The following is an 18,055-nucleotide window of genomic DNA, read 5'->3' as shown; positions in this document are numbered from 1 at the left end:
CGCCCGCCCGGCCCCCGGGGACCCGGGCTAGTTCAGATCGCCGAGGAGGCCGTCCAAGGCCTTGTTGAGGGCTTCGGAGTTGGCCGGGCCGAACCATGTGGTGCGGATGCGTTCGTTGTTTCCGTTCGGCGTCTCGTGGTCTGCGGCGAGTTGGTGCAGGGAGCGCGTCTCGTCGTCCAGGGCGCGGCCCACGCCCTGAAAGAGCCCGCGGACGTAGCGGTCGGCGTCGTCGGACGCGATGCCGTGACCGACGGCCCACGACGTGAGCGTGGCGAGATACGAGTAGTGGGTGGTCAGCGTCCCCGTCAGCGCGGAGAAGACGTTGAAGGCCTCCTCGTCCGCGACCGGCTGCGCCCCGCCCAGCCGTTCGAAGAGCTCGTCCACCAGAGGGTGGGACGGGAACGTCACCGTGACGGAGCGGCGTTCGCGTACGGCGGGCAGGGGGATGGCGCGCACCAATGCGGCATCGGTCGCCAGTATCTGGCGCAGATCGTCGTTGGCGACGCCGGACATCACGTTGATCACCGTCTTGTCGCCGTCCACCGTCAGGCCGGCCAGTGCTTCGTGCCGGTCCTTGCCGCGTACGGCGATGATCACCATCTCGGAGCGGTCCACCACCTCCTGGTTGTCGGCGCAGACCTGTACGCCCTCGTACCGCGAGGACAGCTCCGCGGCCGTGCCGGCTCCCCGTGGGGAGAGGAAGACCTCTGGCGACTCGTCGGCGCCGTCGCACAGGCCCGTCACGATGGCCCGGCCGATCTCGCCCACTCCGATGATGCCGATGCGCTTCACTGCGTTATTTCCTTCCGGATCAGATGGCGAGGGCGGTTCGGAGGAACTCGAGGATCTCCGTCCGCGCGGCCTCTGCCTGGCTCTCCATGCCCGGCAGGGTGAGGAACGCGTGCCGCGCTCCGGGGTACTCGGTGAGCCGTACCGGTGTCCCGGCTGCCTTCAGTCGTTCGGCGTAGCTGCGGCCGTGATCGGCCACCGCGTCCTGGGTCGGCACCACCACGAGTGCCGGGGCAAGCCCGCTCAGGCTGTCGGCGTACAGCGGCGAGAGCGCACGAGCGTCGGTTCCTGGTGGAACGGCGAGCTGCTGGAAGAAGCGCAGTTGCGGCTCGGCGCGGGTCGGGCTGTACCCGTACTCGGCGATCGAGGCGTAGTCGAACATCGTCTCGGACACATCGACTGCGGGGTTGACCAGCACCTGCGCCTTGAGCCTCAGGCCGGCCTCCCTGGACCTGATCGCCGCGAGGGCGCTGATCAACGCGCCGCAGCTCTCGCCCAAGACGGCGGTCCGCGCCGGGTCGACGCCCCACTGCGCGGCGTGCCGCACCACGTGCCGGAGCACGTCCCAGCCGTCGTCGACGGCCGCCGCCAGGGGAGTTCCCGGGGCGAGGAGGCGGTGCTCGACCGAGACGACGACCGCGGGCAGCTCGGCGGCCACGTGGCTGTTCGCCCAGTCGCATTGCACCGCCGTGCCCACGAAGCCTCCCCCGTGAACGTGAAGCACGAGGGGCAGGTCGGCCCCGCCTTCGCGCTGAGGTGACGGCCGGTACACGCGGACCGGGAGCTCGCGGCCCGGCAGCGCCACCTCCTGCCACTCGATGGTGGCGCCGGGATCCGCATCCCCGAGGAACACCCGTGCGTGGGCCGACGCCCGGAAGCGGTTCTCCGCCTCGCGGTAGGTGAGCAGTTCCTCGGCCGTCATCGTCGGCCAGTCGGGCTCCGGCGGCCGCTCAACAGTGTCCTCCGGCTCCGGCGGCCGCTCCGTGACAGTTCCCTCGCTCATGGCTCTCCTTGTCGAGATAGTTACGCGACTTCAGGTATCGAAACCTAAGGTAGCGAAACCCGGTACCGTGTGGGTATGGCTTCGACCACATCCGCAAGGCCACCTGGCCGCCCCCGCGCCGGCGTCAACGCCGCGGTCTTCGCCGCCACGCTGAGCACGGTGCGGGAACTTGGCTACGCGCAGGCCACCGTCGAGCGCATCGCCGCCGCGGCCGGTGTCGCGAAGTCGACGGTCTACCGGCGCTGGCCGTCGAAGGGCGCGCTGATCGTGGACTGCCTCCTCGACGCGTTCGGCCCGGCGCCGCTTGAGGGCGCGAACCGCGCCGAGCTCATGTCCTCGACCGTCCGCTGGATCGCGGGGAAGATCGGCGAGCCCGGGGTGGGTGCCGCGTTCGCCGGCGTGTTCAGTGACGCCGTCAGCGACCCGGCCCTGCGCGAGATCCTGTCCACGCGGTTGCAGGACCCCTACCGCATCGCGCTCCAGGAAGCGCTCGGCGAGCCGGAGAACCGGGTCCTGTTCTTCATCGACGTCGTCGTCGGAGTCCTGCTCCACCGGATGGGCATGACCGGCGAGCCGATGGTGGATGCCGACGTCGACGCACTCGTCGAGATGGTGCTGCCACACTTCGCCGACGGCCCCGCGCCGGCCTGAGACGCCGTCCCGGGAGCCGCCGCCCTACCGTGCGTTCTGTCGTCGCACCATCTCGGAGATCCAGGTGGGCGCGAACGGCGACGTGCAGCCCGCAGGCGTCGGATAGTCCTTGAGCACTTCAAGGCGCTCGCCGATGTCGATGGCCCGGGCACGGTGCTCGGCGTGCTCGATCCCGATCTGAGCCAGGCAGTGGTTCATCGCCCACTGCAGGCGGTCCGGGGCGTCCTTCATCTCCGCCTCGACGACGTCGAGCAGCGCTGCGAGGTCGAGGCCCTCGGGCTTCTTCGCCACGCGTTCGGTGGTCAGCGCCCAGCCGGCACTCGCGACCACGGGGTCCGGATCGGCGGACCAGGCCAGGCGCAGTTCTTCCGCGTGCGGGCTCTTCTTCACGACGTAGTTCACGAGCCAGTCGTGCACCTTGGGTGCGCGCGCCTCGCGCAGCATGGCGTCCAGCTCGTCGCGGTCGAACGCATTCGGGCGGCAGATCAGGAGCGCAAGGAGTCGCGCCGCCGTGTCGCCCGTCTCCCAGAGGCGGTACGCGAGTTCCTGCTGGGTCTTCAGCCGCTTCGCGAGCGCACGCAGCTTGCTGAGGTTCACGCCGTGATCGTCACCGCGCTTCTCGTTCACGGCGCGTGCCTTCGGGTCCTCGAGCTCGGCAAGCTCGGCCATCACCTCGGCCAACACAGTCTCGCCCACCTCGGCCTCCTGTCCCTCACGCATGAAAATCAGCCTAGCCGCCGCGGGGCGGGCGGCGGTCACCGCGCCACCGGTCTGCGGGCGGAGATTGGGCAAGGCCTGCGGCACGTACTGGGCAACCCGGAGCTGCGCGCCCTGGCCTTCACCGCCGCCGTGCTCAATTTCGGCGCGGTGATCGTGAACACCCTGCTCCCGGTGCTCTTCGTGCGTGAACTCCACCTGCCCGAGGGCGTGTTGGGCCTCTACTGGGCAGTGGGCGGTCTCGGAATCCTCCTCGTAGCGAAGTCGGCCTGAGCGGCACGAACCCTTCGCCTCTGCTTGACGCGATCTGGTCCGCCTAGCTCCGGGTGACGAGGGCAGGCATTGCCAGCGAGACGGCCTCCCAAGTGCCACGCCGACCAGGAGATCAACCGCGCTCCTGCGCACTTGGCCGAGGAGCGGGCCCCGCCTCCCGAGGAGGGAGCACTCCAGGCGGGGCCCGCGCAGACACCCTGATGATCCGGCGGTCTGCCCACCCCAGCGCGGCACCGACTCCACCCGGGGTGTTCCTGCAAGCAGCGTTCCACTTATACCGTGCGTGCGGCGCAGCATTTCGGGGCATATTCATGCGCGACGAACGAGTAACCCGCTCAGCCGATCCACGCACCTGAGGAGACCACCAAGCATGGCTCCCGCCTCACCCCAACCGCTGCATGTAGACGCGGTCTTGGGCCTCGAACCCGTACTCATGCGTGTGTGCGGGGACTTGGACATGGACAGCGCGCCGTCGCTGAGAACCGAACTGGAGCCCTTGCTGGACAAGAGCGTCGAGCTGGATCTCGCCGACGTCACCTTCATCGACTCCTCCGGCGTCAACGTACTGCTGTCGCATCACGAACGGTGCCGGGCGGCGGGCGGCTCCCTCGTCGTGCTCCACCCGTCCAGGGCCGTGCAGCAGATCCTCCAACTCCTCGGCGTGGACGGGCTGCTGGCGCAGCAGCACAGGACCGAAGGGAGGCATGACCCGGGGGACGGCTCCCCCGGCATGCCCTAGCCCTTCTGCGTCAGGCGGTGAAGCGTTCCGTGTAGGCCTCGGTCGGAGGGGCCGGGGTGGGGCTCGTCATGCCCGCCGACCAGAATCCGGCTGTGCCCGGGATGGGCGTCACGTCGTTCAGGTACGGGGCCGGTGCCGCTCCCGCCGGGCCTCTGACCACGGACCAGGTGCTGCCGTCCCGGCGCAAATATGTGCTTCGGCTCTGGTCCTGGTAGTTCCAGCCCGAGATCCATGCGGCGCGGCCCTGTGCGTCGGCCGCGATGCCGCTCAACGACCCGACGGTGAAGCCCGGTTGCACCCGCGTCCAGGCCGTACCGTCCCAGTGGGCCAGGGCGGGGTTGCCGGGACGTCCCGGCGGGCCGCCGACACCGGCCTCTGTGCCTACCGCCCATACGTCGTCCGGAGCTGCGGCGTGCACGTCGCCGATGCCGAGGCGGGCGCCCGCGATCGGGGGCAGCACCGTCCACGACCCGTTCCAGCGGGCCACGAGCCCGGACCATCCACCGCCCGATGCCTGATCGCCGCTCACCCAGACCTCGTCCGGCGTGCGCAGCACGATCCGGTACAGGTTGGCGCTCGCGACGGGCAGCGGCTCCAGCCATTGCCACCGCTGCCCGTCGCCGAGCAGCAGGCGGGCCGCGCCGTCCCGGCTGCCACAGATCCACACGCGCCGGTCGGGGCCGACCGTCACCGATTCGAGCCTGACGCCCGGTTCACCCCTGCCCGGGAACGACGCCTCGCGCCAGGTGGTTCCGTCCCAGCTCAGCAGCGGGCTCGCGTTCCCGGTGGGCAGGCCGACGCTCCACGCCGCAGTGGAGCAGGTGCCGGCGACGTCGCTCAGCCGGCCGGTGTAGTTCAGGTGCGACAGATCGGTCTTCGACCAGGCGCTGCCGTTCCAGACCATGGCCAGTGCCCGCCCTCGTGACGGCCCGGCGAGGCCCTCCTCGCCGACTGCCCAGGCCAGTTGGGGTCCGGCGGCGGTGATGCGGCGAAGTTGCGCGGCCGGGGTGCTGCCGGGTGCCGGGACGGGCTGCCAGCCTTGTGCACGGGGTGTCGGCGCGTCGGCCCGGGCGGGGCCCGAAGCGAGCGTGATCCCCGAGAGGGCGCCGATGGTCCCTGCCACAAATCGTCTTCGTTTCATTGCTGAATCCATTGCTGTATCCCTCCGTGCGAGTAGGAGGGACCACCGTGGGCCCACGCAGCGCGGTGGTCTAGCCACTCACGTGACAAGACCCGGCCGTTCGCGTTCGACGAAGATCTTTAATTCGGTGTCCGAAGCACCGCACGGCCCTTACAGTGACCCCCGATGACACTCCTACATGCCCATGACTACGGGGGCGATGGCCCTCAACTGGTTCTCCTGCACGGTTTCTCACGGTCGCTCACAGACTGGGACGCCGCTGCCGCACTTCTCACCGCCGGACACCGCGTTCTCGGCGTCGACCTCCCCGGCCACGGCCGCTCTCCTCGTATCTCCCCCTGGACCGTCCCCACAGTGGTACGGGACCTCGCGGAAACACTCGACGCGCGGGGCGTGCCGGAGGCCGTGGTGGTGGGTCATTCCCTCGGCGGCCTGGTCGCGGTCGAGTACGCACGGGCGAACCCGGACCGTGCCCGCGCCCGCGGCGCCGTGAACCTCGACGGTTTCTGGTGGGCACGCGAATACCCCGGCGCTGAACGGGTGAACGAGGGGCTCCTGGCATCGGCCGGGGCCGTGGCGCCACCCGAGTACGTCGAACAGAAGGTCACCGCCGCAACCCGGTTCGGGATCCCCGCCGACCATGCGGAGGCCGCCGCCCGCGCGGCCGCACGCCCATTGCCCGACGGCACGTGGCAGACGCTGCCGGAACCGGCGGCGGCGAAGGAGATCGTGGACGAACTCCACAGGCTCTTCGCGCTCGGTGTCACGGCATGGCTGGAAGAGGTCGACCGCCCGCTTCTGGTGGTACAGGCCGGCCGACAACTGCCGCCGGCGCCCGGCATGGAGTGGTTCGCCGAATTCAGCGCGCGGTTCGCCCAAGGGGTCACGGACGAGCTGGCCGTGATCTCCCGTACCCGGCCGACGGTCAGCGTCCACCGGATCGACGCCACCCACCTGATGAACATGGAGGCACCGGAGACGGTGGCGAAGCTGGTCGCCGGGTTCGTGCAGGGACTGCCCGCCCAGCCGGAGCGGCACGGCTCACGTACGCGGAGGTGAGGGCGCCCCGTTGACCTAACTTCGCACCACTGACGGTGTGTTCGTCCGCTGCTAGCCTGCGCCCATGATCAAGGGGAGCTCGCCCGGCCGAATAGCTCACATGGCGGGGACCGGCAGGTCGGAGCGTGTCCTGATCCTGGCCAGTTTCGTGAACCGAGTCGGCAACGGACTCTTCAACGCGGCGTCGGCGCTCTACTTCACGTTGGTCGTGGATCTGCCGGCGGCGCAGGTGGGTGCCGCCCTCACTGTCGCCGGGTTGATCGGCCTCCTCGCGGGGATCCCGGGAGGTCACCTCGCCGATCGGCGTGGGCCTCGTACGGTCATGATGCTCGCTCTGGCGGTTCAAGCGGTGGCGATGTCCGCTCTCGTGCTTGTCGAGAGCTGGGGTGCCCTCACCCTCATCGCCACCGTCGACCAACTTGCCGCAGCCGTCGGCGGCGCGGCCTGGGGAGCCCTCGTGGTCCGGGTCGGCACTGACCGCCCGGCGCTGTTCAGGGCGAAGCTCCGTACCTACGTCAATTTGGGCGTCGTCCTGGGCACCGTGGGCGCCGGATTCGCGGTCGCCGCGCATACTCGTACCGCCTACACCGTGCTGATTCTCGGCAACGCGGCCAGCTTCGCGCTGTGCGCCCTCCTCCTGATCTTGCTCCCCAACTACAGAGCATTGCCGCCACCGTCGCAGCAGCGGCGCTGGATCGCTCTCACCGACCGCCCGTTCGTGGCCTTCACGGCGCTCTACGGTGCGATGGGGCTTCAATACTCGGCGGTGTCCCTGCTTCTGCCGATCTGGATCTCGGAGCACACGGACGCACCACGCTGGACCGTGGCCGCGGTGTTCGCGGTCAACGCCGGAGTCTGCGTCCTGTTGCAGACCAGAATCGGGTCCCGCATCGAAACCCCTCGCGAAGGCGGCAGAGCGTTCCGCACGGCAGGGCTGCTCTTCCTCGTCAGCTGTCCGATGATGGCCCTGACCGCGCACACTCCCGTGTGGGCGGCCGCAGGCCTCGTGGTCGCAGCGATCTTCGTCCACAGCCTCGGGGAGATATGGGAGTCCTCGGCCGGCTTCGCCCTCGGCTTCGGCCTGGCACCGGACCACGCCCAAGGCCAGTACCAAGGGCTTCTCGGGCTCGGCTTCAGCGCGGGCCAGGCGCTCGCACCCGCCATCCTCACCACCGTCGTGCTCGGCCTCGGCACGGCCGGCTGGCTGCTCCTCGGCGCGTTCTTCGCCGCTGTCGGCGCCGTCGGCCCCTCGCTCGAACGCTGGGGGACGCGAACCCGGCCTCGACAGGAAGCCGCGGCTGCGGGACCCAGCAAAGAACCGGACGAGGCGCGCGCATAGCCACAATGGCTCAATGGAGTACCCATGGAGCCATCCAGACCCATGGAGCCATCCAGGAAGGTCGGCCCGAACATCTATGAACAGCCATGCCGTCAGCGCCTTGGAGCGTGCCGCCGGTCACCAGCAGCGGTTCGAAGCGTCCTTCGAGAAATACTTCGCCGAGCTCGCGACCGACCTCAACGGCGTGCAGCTCGGCCGCTTCCCGCGGCGATGTCTGGAACTGCTTGCGCAGTTGTCGCTGCGCGGCGGGAAGCGGATCCGGGTCACGCTGCTCTACGAGGCGGCCGGCCTCGTCACGCGGGAAGAGGTACCGGGACTCGCGGAAGCCGCGCTGAGTCTCGAACTGCTCCACAGCCACGCGCTCGTCCTCGACGACATCATGGACGACTCAGCGATGCGACGCGGTGGCCTCTCGACGTACTACGCATGCCGCGAAGACCTCCCGGACCACCCTCAGGCCGCGCTGGGTCTGGCCATGATGGTGGGTGATCTCGCCGGTTTTCTGGCCCTGCGCGTCCTGTTCGAGGCCGACATGCCCGCCGACCGCAGGCAGGCCATGCTCGACGTCCAGTTCGGGGTGACGACCGACACCGTCATCGGCCAGGTTCTCGACCTCGAACGTGATGTGAACTCCTCTGCCGACGAGGGGTTGCTGGAGACGGTGTGCGAGTACAAGACCTCTCGCTACTCCATCCTCGGCCCCTTGCGCCTCGGCCTGCTGGCCGCGGGCCAGGACCTGACCGAACATGAGGAAAGCCTGCGTCGCTATGCCCAACTGGCCGGCCTCAGCGGCCAGATGCGTGATGACTACCTGGACCTCTTCGGCGACCCCGACGTCACCGGCAAACCCAGGGGCGCCGACCTGCGGGCCGGCCGCCACACCTACCTGACCCGCGAGCTCCTTGCCCTCACGGGCGACGATCACGACGCCGTCAAAGCGGCTCTCGGCAACCCCGAGGCCACGCCCCGGACCATCGACCATATCCGCGACATCGCCCACCGCCACGACGTCCACACCCGCCTGCAGAAGACCATCGACCACTACGCCCACGCCGCAACAACCGAAGCCGGCTCCTGGCACCGGCACTGGAACAGCGAGGCCGTCGCCCTCTTCGAGCAACTACCGCAGTGGAACACCCGCAGAACCCGATGATCTGAAGGAGAGCCCTTCATGCCAACACCCCGGGCGAACGAACACAGTTGGCCCCTCTAGGGGCAACGGCAGCGGGACCACGGTTACTCACCGGCCGGACCGGACCGCATCGACTGGGGACTCTGACCCGGCGTCGATCCCCCGGCGTCGCCCCCGGAGCCGAGGCCCTCGGGGACATCCGGGGCAGACGCGTGCTCGACATCGGACCGGGCCCCGGCCACCACGCCGCCCACCTGGCCCGCGCCCGCGCGGTTCACCCCGTACGCCGGGCCTGCCCCAGGATGTCTGGTGTTCCCGCCGGGGGGTTGGGCCAAGGCCGGCACGCCGGGGGCTGCCTGCAGCATCGTCCACTGAGGGGAAGTCCCATGGCGAACGAGCTCAAGTACGGCGACCAGATCCACCTGCAGAACGGCTACAACGGCTGGCAAGGCGGCTACCTGGACACCAACGGTCACGCCAGCGACGGGCAGAGGACCTCCGGGGCCAAGTACGACGTGTCCACCTCCCAGTCCAAGGACCGGGCCGCGGGAACCGGCCGGTGGCGGATCTTCGCCGTCGCCCGCTACAGCATCCGCACCTCGGCCCCAGCCTCGGGAAGCTTCGCCCACCAGTGGTGATATCGGCTGTAGACCGCGGCCTCGCGGTCGCCGATGAGGGCCGTCAGGGACTGGGCCTCCTTGGCGAGTTCGTCCCAAGCCGCGGGTGACAGGGGGTGAAAGGCCGTTGCCTCGATGCCGTCCTCCAGCAGACGCCACACACCTGCGACCTGACCGTCCACCAGCAAGGTGGGCAGTACGTCACCATTGCGCCGGATCACCCATGGCCGGTAGGCCGGGGGTATCACCCGGCCGCGGTCGGCGTACGCCAGCAGAATGCTGTCCCACATGGCCATGAGCCGGGCAGGAGCGGGGGTTTCCGCAGGTGGCCGAGAAGCGCCCGGGAGGTCGAACAGCACCTCCCCGTCCGGACCCTGGAGCTGCTCGACAGTGTCTCCCAGGGCAAGGAGCGCCGCGCGCACGGGTGCCCTCTGCACCATGGCGAACTGCGCCACGTCCGCGACCGACGCGGGCCCGAACCCTCCCAGATAGCGCAGGATCAAGGTCCGTAGCGCCTGCGGGTCCGCCTCCCGGCCCGTCGGCACGGGTCCGCTTCGGGCTGCGACGAAGGACGGCCGGAGGCCGAAGGACCAGGGCGCGTCCGTCGGGGCATGGTGCAACGGCGCGTACGCCTTCAGCCCCCACCACACCCCCTCCTTCTTCTCCGCGCCGAGCCGCTCCTCGACCCACGCCTGCATCTGTGCCGAGGTACGCGGATGGTCGGCGAAGTCCAGGAGCTCCGGCACCAGTTCGTCGGCGTCCGCCGGAGTCAGCCCCGAGGCGGCGAAGCGGAAGCCGAGCCGGGAGGCGTACAGCGTGGGCTGCATCGTCGCACGGAAGGCGGGGTAGTCCTCGGCGTGCACGACGTGCAGCGTGATCCGCATCAGGGTCGCTTTGATCAGCGAACGCTCGGTGAACGCGGCGTCGAGGTCGGCAGCGGTGAAACCGGTGAGCCGGTTCCACAGGGCGAGGTACGGCGAGACCGGCTGCTGCGCCTGGAGCGCGACCACGCGCCGCATGCCTTCCTGGACGGTCAGCGGCTCACGCTCCAGCAGCAGTTGGCGGCTGAGGGTGGCTCGGTTCAGTTCGCGCACGGAGATCATCACGATTCGGGATTCTGCCCTTCTCGTACATCCGCGTCCGCCCATCAGCCGGATGCATCAGACGGACCCCGCCGCGTCGTACGCGCTCAGTGCCGCCCGCAGCGTCAGCAGATCGGTGTGTGCGGCGAGGTCGAGGCCCGTCAGGGCGGCGATGCGGCGCAGGCGGTAGTCGACGGTGTTGGGGTGCACATGCAGCCGTGCCGCCGTCTCGCGGCGGTCCAAATTCGACGCGAAGTACGTCCGCAGGGTCGCCGGCAGGTCCGGGCCGTCCGTCAGGGGTGCCAGGAGCGCGGCCAGGTGGGCGCGGGCAGGGCTGGCGCGGGTGAGCTGGTAGTCGAGGAGCAGCGCGGTCAGGGGGTAGACGCCCGGCGGTCGTCCCGTGCCCGTCGCGGTGTCGCGCAGCTCGGTGGCGAGGCGGACGGCGTGCGGGACGTCGGCCGGGGTGCTCGCGGCGACGCCCGCGACCAGGGGCACTCCGCTGACGGTGATGAGGGATGCCGTCAGCCGCTCGAGCCGGGGCCGGTCGGTGTCGGCCGCGCGGTCCGGCACCGCGTCGGACGGGATGAGCGCGAGGCCCTCGTCGGCGGACAGGCGGGAGAGGACGGGGTGGCCGAGGGCGCGGTCCAGCTCCGTACGCAGGCGTCTGATCTTGCGCCGTGACGCCACGGTGGCGTCGACGTCCTCGCGGTCCTCGTCGGGGTGGCGCCCGATGGTGAAGGCGAGCACCAGATAGCACGGCGGGAGGCGTATCCCCAGGTGGGCGGAGTCGAGTTGGGGGCCTCTGCCGTCGAGCAGGGCGGACAGGACGGTGTGGCGGGCCGCGTCGCGCTCCCCTATCAGCGACTGGCTCTCCTCCACGTAGCCCGACGTGACGGCGGCCGTGATCTCCCGCAGGCAGTCGAGCAGGAGCCGGTGGGCCTCGATCAGGTCGTGCGGTTCGGCCGTCGCCGTCATCTCGTCCACGCAGATGCGGGCCCCGTAGTAGTAGGCGCTGACGACCGCCTCCACGGGGAGTCGTTCCTCCGCGCGCTTGGCCGCCGAGCGGCGCACCGTCTCGAGGAACTCCGGGGGCGGCATGCGTTCCGTGCGCAGCACCTCGGCGAAGGCGCGGATCGTCATGTCGACGATGGCCCGGACGTCCCCGTGGAGTTCCTCGGCGGGCAGCCGCCCGTAGACCGGCAGGTCGTCCGCGATGCGCCGGGTGACGGTCGCGGCCAGCCTCGGTACGTCGGCGATCAGGAAGCGGCTGACGCTTTTGTCACCGGTCACAAATGACCCCTCGGAAAGTCTGGTTGCGCGCCTAGAACACCAAGGCGTCGATGGCCCGGATCATAAGGGCGTCCGTTACCCCCGGTACACCCCACACTGGAGAGCCCGTGCGCCCCACACGTGCCCGCACCACCGCGGTCATGGCCGCCGCCCTGTCCGCCTGCGTCCTCGGAGTGTCTCCGGCCGGAGCGGCGTCCGCGCCGGCCGAGGAGGAGCTGGAGTACGTCGCCATCGGCGATTCGTTCGCGGCAGGTCCCCTCATCCCCGACCAGAGCCAGTGGTCCTGCTTGCGCTCCGGACGGAACTATCCGGCCGTCGTCGCCGAGGCGTTGGGCGCGCGGCTCACCGACGTCAGTTGCTCGGGCGCGACGGTGAGCGACTTCTCCGGCCGCCAGTTCGGCCTGCTGCCGCCCCAATACGAGGCCCTGAAGCCGAGCACCGACCTGGTGACCGTGACCATCGGCGGCAACGACGTCAGTCTCGTCAGCAAGGCGCTCGGCTGCGTCAACCTCCTGCCGAAGCCGGCGGGCATCTCCTGCGCCGACACCGCGGCGGCCAACGGCGACCCCACCGCGAAGGCCATCGACGCCTGGAGCGCCACCTTCGGCAAGGCCCTCGACGAGGTGCAGCGGCGCGCCCCGAACGCCCGGATCGTCGTCGCCGGGTACGCCACCTACATCCGCAAGGACGGCTGCTGGCCCACCCAGCCCCTCTGGGACAAGGACGCCAACTACCTCCAGGCACGCGTGAACCAGCTCAACGGCGTCCTCGCGGAGCAGAGCCGGGCCCACGACGCCACGTACGTCGACACCGCTGCCGTCAGCGCCGGGCACGACACCTGCGCGGCGCCGTCCGAGCGCTACATCGAGGGTCTGGTGCCCACCAGCGTCGCGGCGCCGCTGCACCCCAACGCCCGGGGCATGGCGGCCTTCGGGACGGCCGTCGCCCAGGCCGCGACGCGTCCGTGACGGCCGGCACCCCAGGACAGGAGATCCCCATGCCGAGGAAGCAGAGGGTGCGGCGGTCCGCCGCCGTACTGGCCACATCGCTCGCGCTGTCGGCGTCCGTGCTCACGGGCCAAGGACTCGCGCAGCCGCACGACAGCGGCGGCCAGGGAACGGCCGCCCGCACGGCCGACAGGTGCCCGTCGGTCGGCGGCCGCTGGGCCGACGACGGCCCCTTCGCCGTGACCAAGGAACGCGCCGGGCTGAGTCACACCATCCTGCGCCCCACCGAACTCGGCAGCAAGGGCTGCTCGGAACACCCGGTGATCATCTGGGGCAACGGCTCGTTCGTGACCCCGGTCATCTACGACGGACTCCTGAAGCACCTCGCCTCCCACGGGTTCATCGTGGTCGCCGCGAACACCACGCAGTCGGGCTCCGGCACCGCGATGCTCAACGGTCTCGACGTGGTGAAGAAGGCCGACGCGGACCCCCAAAGCCCCTACTACGGCAAGGTCGACCTGGAAGAGGTCGGCGCGTCGGGGCACTCGCAGGGCGGCGGCGGAGCGATCAACGCCGGTGCCGACCCGCGCGTCGACGTGACCGTCCCCGTCGAGCCGGGCCCCCAGGGCAGAATCGGCGACCTCAAGGGCCCCATGTTCATCCTCGGCGGCGAGCACGATCTCGTGGTGATCCCCGAGCTCCTGGTGATTCCCCGCTACGAGAACGCCGACCATGTCCCCGCCGTCTACGGTGAGTTGGCGGGGGCATCACACGTGACCCCCGCAGGGGACGGAGGCGGGTTCCGGGGCCCGATCACGGCGTGGTTCCGCTACTTCCTGATGAGCGATCAAGAGGCGCGCGGCGAGTTCTTCGGCGCCGACTGCGGCGCGTGTTCGGCACCTGTCTGGTCGGGCTTCCGGCGCAACAGCAAGGCAATCGGTTACGAGGGCTGAGGCGGGGCCCGGCTGACATGTGGCGGGATCCCAGGCCGGCACGGGTTCGGTGCCCTGGGCGATGGGTGTCGTGCGAGTTGTGCGGCAAGACGGAGAGCAGTGGTGATGTTGGGGCTTCTCGACGAACTTTGCGCCTTCGGAGTCGCTTAGCGTCGCGTGCATGTATCTGAGGAGGAGTCGAAGGTGACCGAAGATCTGCACAGCCGAACGGTCGTCGCCGACACGCACAACGACCTGCTCATGTCGGTGGTCGAGCGCCCACCGCACCGATGGGCGGAGTTCTTCCGCGAGCGCTGGCTTCCGCAGCTGCGCGACGGCGAGGTGAACATACAGGTCCTGCCGGTGTTCGTGGACGACCAGTTCCGGCCCGAAGGCGCCCTGCGCCGCACCCTGCGGATGATCAAGTGCGCGCACGCCATCGCCGAGGGGAACCCCGATCAGGTACGCCTGTGTCTGGACGGCGAGGACATCGACGCCGCCCTGGCGGCTGACCGGATCGCCCTGGTGCTCGCCTTGGAGAGCGCGCCCGGTGTGGACGCGGATGTGGAGTTGTTCCGGACGCTGCACCGTCTCGGCGTACGAATGGTCTCCATCGCCCACTGGGGGCAGTCCGCGCTCGGGGACGGCAGCGGAGAGGACTCCACGGGGTCCAGACTCACCCGCGACGGTGTCGAGGCGCTGCGTGAGCTGGAGCGCCTGGGCATCGTGTTCGACATCTCCCATCTGGGGGCGGCAGGTGTGGCGCACGTGTTTGAGCTCTCCTCCCGGTCGCTGATCGCCTCGCACTCCGCGGTACGCGCGCTGTGCGATCACCACCGCAATCTGACCGACGAGCAGATCCGCGGCGTGGCGGCCACCGGCGGCGTCGTCTGCGTCAACTTCGTCCCCGACTTCCTGGCCGCGGAAGGTGAGCGGCAGACCATCGACCGGGTCGTCGACCACATCGAGTACGTCATCGAGCTGGTCGGCGTCGAGCATGTCGGCATCGGCCCGGACTTCCTGCGGGAGGTCGCCGCGGACATCACCCCGCCGTGCTGCGACGGCGGCGACGACACCGGCGTCGCCCTCGACGCCTCGCTCCCCGGCCTCGACGGGCCGACGGAGCTCCCCGCACTCACCGAGGCCATGGCCGAGCGGGGCCTTGACGAGACGACCATCCGCGCGGTCCTGGGCGGCAACGTGCAGCGCCTCTTCCGCGAGCAGTTGGGGAGGACCCGATGAGCGGCACGACACCCGGGCGGCCGACGCCCAGCCTTCCCGCGATGCTCGCGGACCTCGAAGAACTGGTGGTCTGCGAGTCCTTCTCCTCCGACCTGGACGCGGTGGCGCGCAGCGCCGACGTCGTGGCCGCGCAGGGAACCCGTCACCTGGGCGCCCCGCCCGAACGCATCGTCGTCGACGGCGTCACGCACCTGCGATGGTCGTTCGGCACGCCCCGGGTGCTGCTGCTCGGGCATCACGACACGGTGTGGCCGCTGGGCTCGCTGGCCACTCACCCATGGTCGGTGACCGACGGCATCGCGCGCGGCCCAGGGATCTTCGACATGAAGGCCGGTCTTGTGCAGATGTTCCACGCCCTGGCCTCGCTGCCCTCCCTGGAGGGGGTCTGTGTCCTGGTGACGGGCGACGAGGAGGTCGGTTCGGACGCGTCGCGGCCGCTGATCGAGGAGGCGGCGCGGCAGTGCGCTGCGACCTTCGTCCTGGAGGCGTCGGCGGACGGCGGCGCTCTGAAGACGGCCCGCAAGGGCACCTCCGCCTACGAGTTGGTGGTGCACGGCAAGGCGGCCCACTCCGGCCTGGAACCGGAGAAGGGCATCAACGCGGCGGTGGAGGCCGCGCATCTGACCCTCGCCCTCGACGCGCTGGCCGATGAGACCAACATCGGCGCCCCGCAGGACTGGCGCACCACTGTGGTCCCCACGGTGGTCAGTGCCGGTACGACGACCAATACGGTGCCTGCGGAGGCGCGCGTCTCGGTGGACGTCCGCGTCCCGACGCTCAGCGCGCAGGAGCGGGTGGACGGGGCGATGCGTGCGCTGAAGCCCACCGTGCCGGGAGCGCGCATCGTCGTACGGGGCGGCCCCAACAGGCCCCCGCTGGAAGCGACTTCCTCGGCCGGCCTGTTCGAGCGGGCCCAGCGCCTCGCCGTGCAGCTCGGCCTGGGCCCGTTGTCCTCGGCGGCGGTCGGCGGAGCATCCGACGGGAACTTCACCGCCGGGCTCGGCTGCCCCACCCTCGACGGCCTGGGTGCTGTCGGCGGCGGGGCGCACGCCGATCACGAACACCTGGTCGTCGCCGAGATGGTCCCGCGCGCCCGGCTGCTCGCCGCCCTCGTCGAGGAGGCCGCCCGGTGAGCACCCTCGACGTACAGGAACCGACCACACCGCACGGCCTCGCCGTACAGGAGCTGCACGACCTGAGCGAACTGGAGGGCGCGAACGCTCTGTTCGAGAAGATCTGGGGCAGCTCCCCCGGCGCCTCCCCCATGGGCGTCGAGCAGATGCGTGCGCTCTCCCACGCGGGCAACTACGTCGCCGGGGCCTTCGAAGACGGTCAACTCGTCGGCGCGTCCGTCGCCTTCTTCGCGGCCCCGGCCGGAGAGGCCCTGCACTCGCACGTCACCGGCGCGCTGCCCGGCCGGCGAGCGGGCCTGGCCCTCAAGCTCCACCAGCGCCAGTGGGCCCTGGCCCGCGGGCTGCGGCGGATCACGTGGACCTACGACCCTCTGGTGCGGCGCAACGCCTACTTCAACCTGACCAAGCTGGGCGGACGCCCTGTGGAGTACCTCCCCAGCTTCTACGGGGCCATGGATGACGTGATCAACGGCGGCGACGACACCGACCGGGCGCTCATCGCCTGGGGGTTGAACGATGCTGCGGCCGTCGCCGCCGCGGCGTCACGCCCCGTACCCGTGGCGGTCCCCGACGGCGCCGCGATCGCGCTGTCCGTGCGCGACGGCCTGCCGGCCGTCGGCCGCGGTGACGCCGCCACCCTGCTGGTCGAGGTTCCGCCGGACATCGAGGGGCTGCGGCGCACCGACCCGGGCGCGGCCAAGGCGTGGCGCCTTGCGATGCGCGAAGTGCTCGGCGGTCTCCTCGCCGATGGCGCCCGCGTCACCGGCTTCCACGACCGGAGTTCCTACGTCATCACGCGCGCCGCCTCCGCGTGACCCCCAAAACCCTCCCCCAGGAGCCAAGCAGCATGAAGATCAACGGAATTGAACTGCGCCGGATCGCGATGCCCCTGCGGGCACCGTTCCGGACTTCTTTCGGCGTCGAGACCGCACGCGACGTCCTGCTCGTCCGCGTGGTCACGCCCGACAGCGAGGGCTGGGGCGAGTGCGTCGCCATGTCCGAACCGCGCTACTGCTCCGAATACGTCGACGGGGCGGCCGACGTGCTGCGCCGCTTCCTGATCCCGGCGCTGCCCGCCGTGGCGGACGCTCACGCGGTCAAGCGCGCCATGAAGCCGTTCAAGGGCCACAAGATGGCCAAGGCGGCGCTGGAGACCGCCGTACTCGACGCCCAACTGCGCGCAGCCGGCCAGTCCTTCGGCTCCTTCCTCGGTGCCGAGCGCGAGCGCGTTCCGTGCGGTGTCTCGGTCGGCATCATGGACTCGGTGCCCGAACTCCTCGACGCGGTCGGCGGTTTCATCGACGAAGGCTACGTACGCATCAAGCTCAAGATCGAGCCGGGCTGGGACATCGCACCGGTCCGCGCGGTGCGGGAGCGGTTCGGCGACGACCTGCTGCTCCAGGTGGACGCCAATGCCGCCTACACCCTGGCCGACGCTCGTCAGCTCGCCAAGCTCGACGCCTTCGACCTCCTGCTCATCGAGCAGCCACTGGCCGACGACGACCTGGTCCAGCACGCCGCGCTCGCCAAGCAGCTGCGTACGCCCGTGTGCCTGGACGAGTCCATCGAGTCCGCCGAGGACGCCGCCGCGGCCATCACCCTGGGCGCCGGCTCGATCATCAACATCAAGCCGGGCCGGGTCGGCGGCTACCTGGAAGCCAAGGCCATCCATGACCTGTGCGTGGCCCACGGCGTCCCCGTGTGGTGCGGAGGCATGCTGGAAACCGGAATCGGCCGCGCCGCCAACGTAGCCCTGGCCGCACTGCCCGGCTTCACCCTGCCCGGCGACACTTCCGGTTCGAGCCGTTACTTCGCCACGGACGTCACCGAGCCCTTCGAACTCACCGACGGTCATCTCGACGTCCCCACCGGGCCGGGGCTCGGTGTCGAGCCGGTCGACGAGATCCTGGATCGGGTGACCACGGCCAAGGAGTGGATCCAGCTGTAGGCCGGGCGTCAGGCTCTGACC

Annotated in this window: 19 protein-coding genes; 13 read left to right on the top strand and 6 right to left on the bottom strand. The window is 70.3% G+C overall.

Annotation, left to right across the window (positions count from 1 at the left end):
• Positions 1–27 precede the first annotated feature (27 nt).
• A complete protein-coding gene (locus E5671_RS42420) occupies positions 28–792 on the bottom strand; it encodes an NAD(P)-binding domain-containing protein (protein WP_160509517.1) in 765 nt (254 codons plus the stop codon).
• 19 nt (positions 793–811) lie between these two features.
• A complete protein-coding gene (locus E5671_RS42415; RefSeq protein WP_160509516.1) occupies positions 812–1,792 on the bottom strand; it encodes an alpha/beta hydrolase in 981 nt (326 codons plus the stop codon).
• Positions 1,793–1,867: 75 nt separating this feature from the next.
• Between E5671_RS42415 and E5671_RS42410 the strand changes: the two genes are divergently transcribed.
• A complete protein-coding gene (locus tag E5671_RS42410; protein WP_160509515.1) occupies positions 1,868–2,443 on the top strand; it encodes a TetR/AcrR family transcriptional regulator in 576 nt (191 codons plus the stop codon).
• 24 nt (positions 2,444–2,467) lie between these two features.
• Here E5671_RS42410 and E5671_RS42405 read toward each other — a convergent pair whose 3' ends face one another.
• A complete protein-coding gene (locus tag E5671_RS42405; protein WP_160510787.1) occupies positions 2,468–3,163 on the bottom strand; it encodes a DNA alkylation repair protein in 696 nt (231 codons plus the stop codon).
• Here E5671_RS42405 and E5671_RS47545 point away from each other — a divergent pair.
• Together E5671_RS47545 and E5671_RS42400 are read left to right on the top strand one after the other, a co-directional pair.
• A complete protein-coding gene (locus E5671_RS47545; protein ID WP_202122797.1) occupies positions 3,044–3,433 on the top strand; it encodes a hypothetical protein in 390 nt (129 codons plus the stop codon). The two genes, E5671_RS42405 and E5671_RS47545, sit on opposite strands and share 120 nt — an antisense overlap.
• A gap of 370 nt (positions 3,434–3,803) precedes the next feature.
• On the top strand, positions 3,804–4,172 hold the full coding sequence (locus E5671_RS42400; RefSeq protein ID WP_160509514.1) for an STAS domain-containing protein: 369 nt from the start codon (positions 3,804–3,806) through the stop codon (positions 4,170–4,172).
• A gap of 10 nt (positions 4,173–4,182) precedes the next feature.
• On the opposite strand, the gene E5671_RS42395 is transcribed toward E5671_RS42400, so the two are convergent.
• Positions 4,183–5,295, bottom strand: coding sequence for a hypothetical protein (locus E5671_RS42395; RefSeq protein ID WP_336606003.1), 1,113 nt, complete (start codon positions 5,293–5,295; stop codon positions 4,183–4,185).
• Positions 5,296–5,478: 183 nt separating this feature from the next.
• On the opposite strand from E5671_RS42395, the gene E5671_RS42390 reads away from it, so the two are divergent.
• The 4 genes from E5671_RS42390 (at position 5,479) to E5671_RS42375 (ending at position 9,481) form a co-directional block, all read left to right on the top strand.
• A complete protein-coding gene (locus E5671_RS42390; protein WP_160509512.1) occupies positions 5,479–6,372 on the top strand; it encodes an alpha/beta hydrolase in 894 nt (297 codons plus the stop codon).
• Positions 6,373–6,436: 64 nt separating this feature from the next.
• Positions 6,437–7,711, top strand: coding sequence for an MFS transporter (locus E5671_RS42385; RefSeq protein ID WP_160509511.1), 1,275 nt, complete (start codon positions 6,437–6,439; stop codon positions 7,709–7,711).
• A 76-nt stretch (positions 7,712–7,787) separates the two neighbouring features.
• Positions 7,788–8,864, top strand: a complete 1,077-nt coding sequence (locus E5671_RS42380; protein ID WP_160509510.1) for a polyprenyl synthetase family protein — start codon at positions 7,788–7,790, stop codon at positions 8,862–8,864.
• Positions 8,865–9,229: 365 nt separating this feature from the next.
• Positions 9,230–9,481 (top strand): hypothetical protein, encoded by a 252-nt coding sequence (locus E5671_RS42375; RefSeq protein ID WP_202121474.1) that lies wholly within the window; start codon positions 9,230–9,232, stop codon positions 9,479–9,481.
• On the opposite strand, the gene E5671_RS42370 is transcribed toward E5671_RS42375, so the two are convergent.
• Positions 9,427–10,566, bottom strand: a complete 1,140-nt coding sequence (locus E5671_RS42370) for a DNA glycosylase AlkZ-like family protein (protein WP_160509509.1) — start codon at positions 10,564–10,566, stop codon at positions 9,427–9,429. The two genes, E5671_RS42375 and E5671_RS42370, sit on opposite strands and share 55 nt — an antisense overlap.
• 54 nt (positions 10,567–10,620) lie before the next feature.
• On the bottom strand, positions 10,621–11,832 hold the full coding sequence (locus E5671_RS42365) for a helix-turn-helix domain-containing protein (RefSeq protein ID WP_160509508.1): 1,212 nt from the start codon (positions 11,830–11,832) through the stop codon (positions 10,621–10,623).
• A gap of 107 nt (positions 11,833–11,939) precedes the next feature.
• On the opposite strand from E5671_RS42365, the gene E5671_RS42360 reads away from it, so the two are divergent.
• From E5671_RS42360 to menC, 6 genes are all read left to right on the top strand, one after another.
• Complete coding sequence (locus tag E5671_RS42360) at positions 11,940–12,800, top strand: SGNH/GDSL hydrolase family protein (protein WP_336606002.1); 861 nt, start codon at positions 11,940–11,942, stop codon at positions 12,798–12,800.
• 29 nt (positions 12,801–12,829) lie between these two features.
• On the top strand, positions 12,830–13,732 hold the full coding sequence (locus tag E5671_RS42355; protein WP_160509507.1) for a poly(ethylene terephthalate) hydrolase family protein: 903 nt from the start codon (positions 12,830–12,832) through the stop codon (positions 13,730–13,732).
• A gap of 183 nt (positions 13,733–13,915) precedes the next feature.
• Positions 13,916–14,953: a membrane dipeptidase gene (locus tag E5671_RS42350; RefSeq protein WP_160509506.1), complete on the top strand. Its 1,038-nt coding sequence runs from the start codon at positions 13,916–13,918 to the stop codon at positions 14,951–14,953.
• Between the two features lie 41 nt (positions 14,954–14,994).
• Complete coding sequence (locus tag E5671_RS42345; protein ID WP_160510785.1) at positions 14,995–16,086, top strand: M20 family metallopeptidase; 1,092 nt, start codon at positions 14,995–14,997, stop codon at positions 16,084–16,086.
• Positions 16,083–16,901 carry a GNAT family N-acetyltransferase gene (locus E5671_RS42340; protein ID WP_160509505.1) on the top strand — a complete coding sequence of 273 codons (819 nt, stop codon included), beginning with the start codon at positions 16,083–16,085 and terminating at the stop codon, positions 16,899–16,901. Before E5671_RS42345 ends, E5671_RS42340 begins: the two co-directional genes overlap by 4 nt.
• 32 nt (positions 16,902–16,933) lie before the next feature.
• Positions 16,934–18,034 (top strand): o-succinylbenzoate synthase, encoded by a 1,101-nt coding sequence (menC, locus tag E5671_RS42335; RefSeq protein ID WP_160509504.1) that lies wholly within the window; start codon positions 16,934–16,936, stop codon positions 18,032–18,034.
• The last annotated feature ends 21 nt before the right edge of the window (positions 18,035–18,055 follow it).

The sequence above is a fragment of the Streptomyces sp. BA2 genome, assembly GCF_009769735.1.
GTDB lineage: Bacteria > Actinomycetota > Actinomycetes > Streptomycetales > Streptomycetaceae > Streptomyces.
Note: the sequence above shows the minus strand (reverse complement) of the source record. Positions and strands in the feature narration are given on the sequence as shown.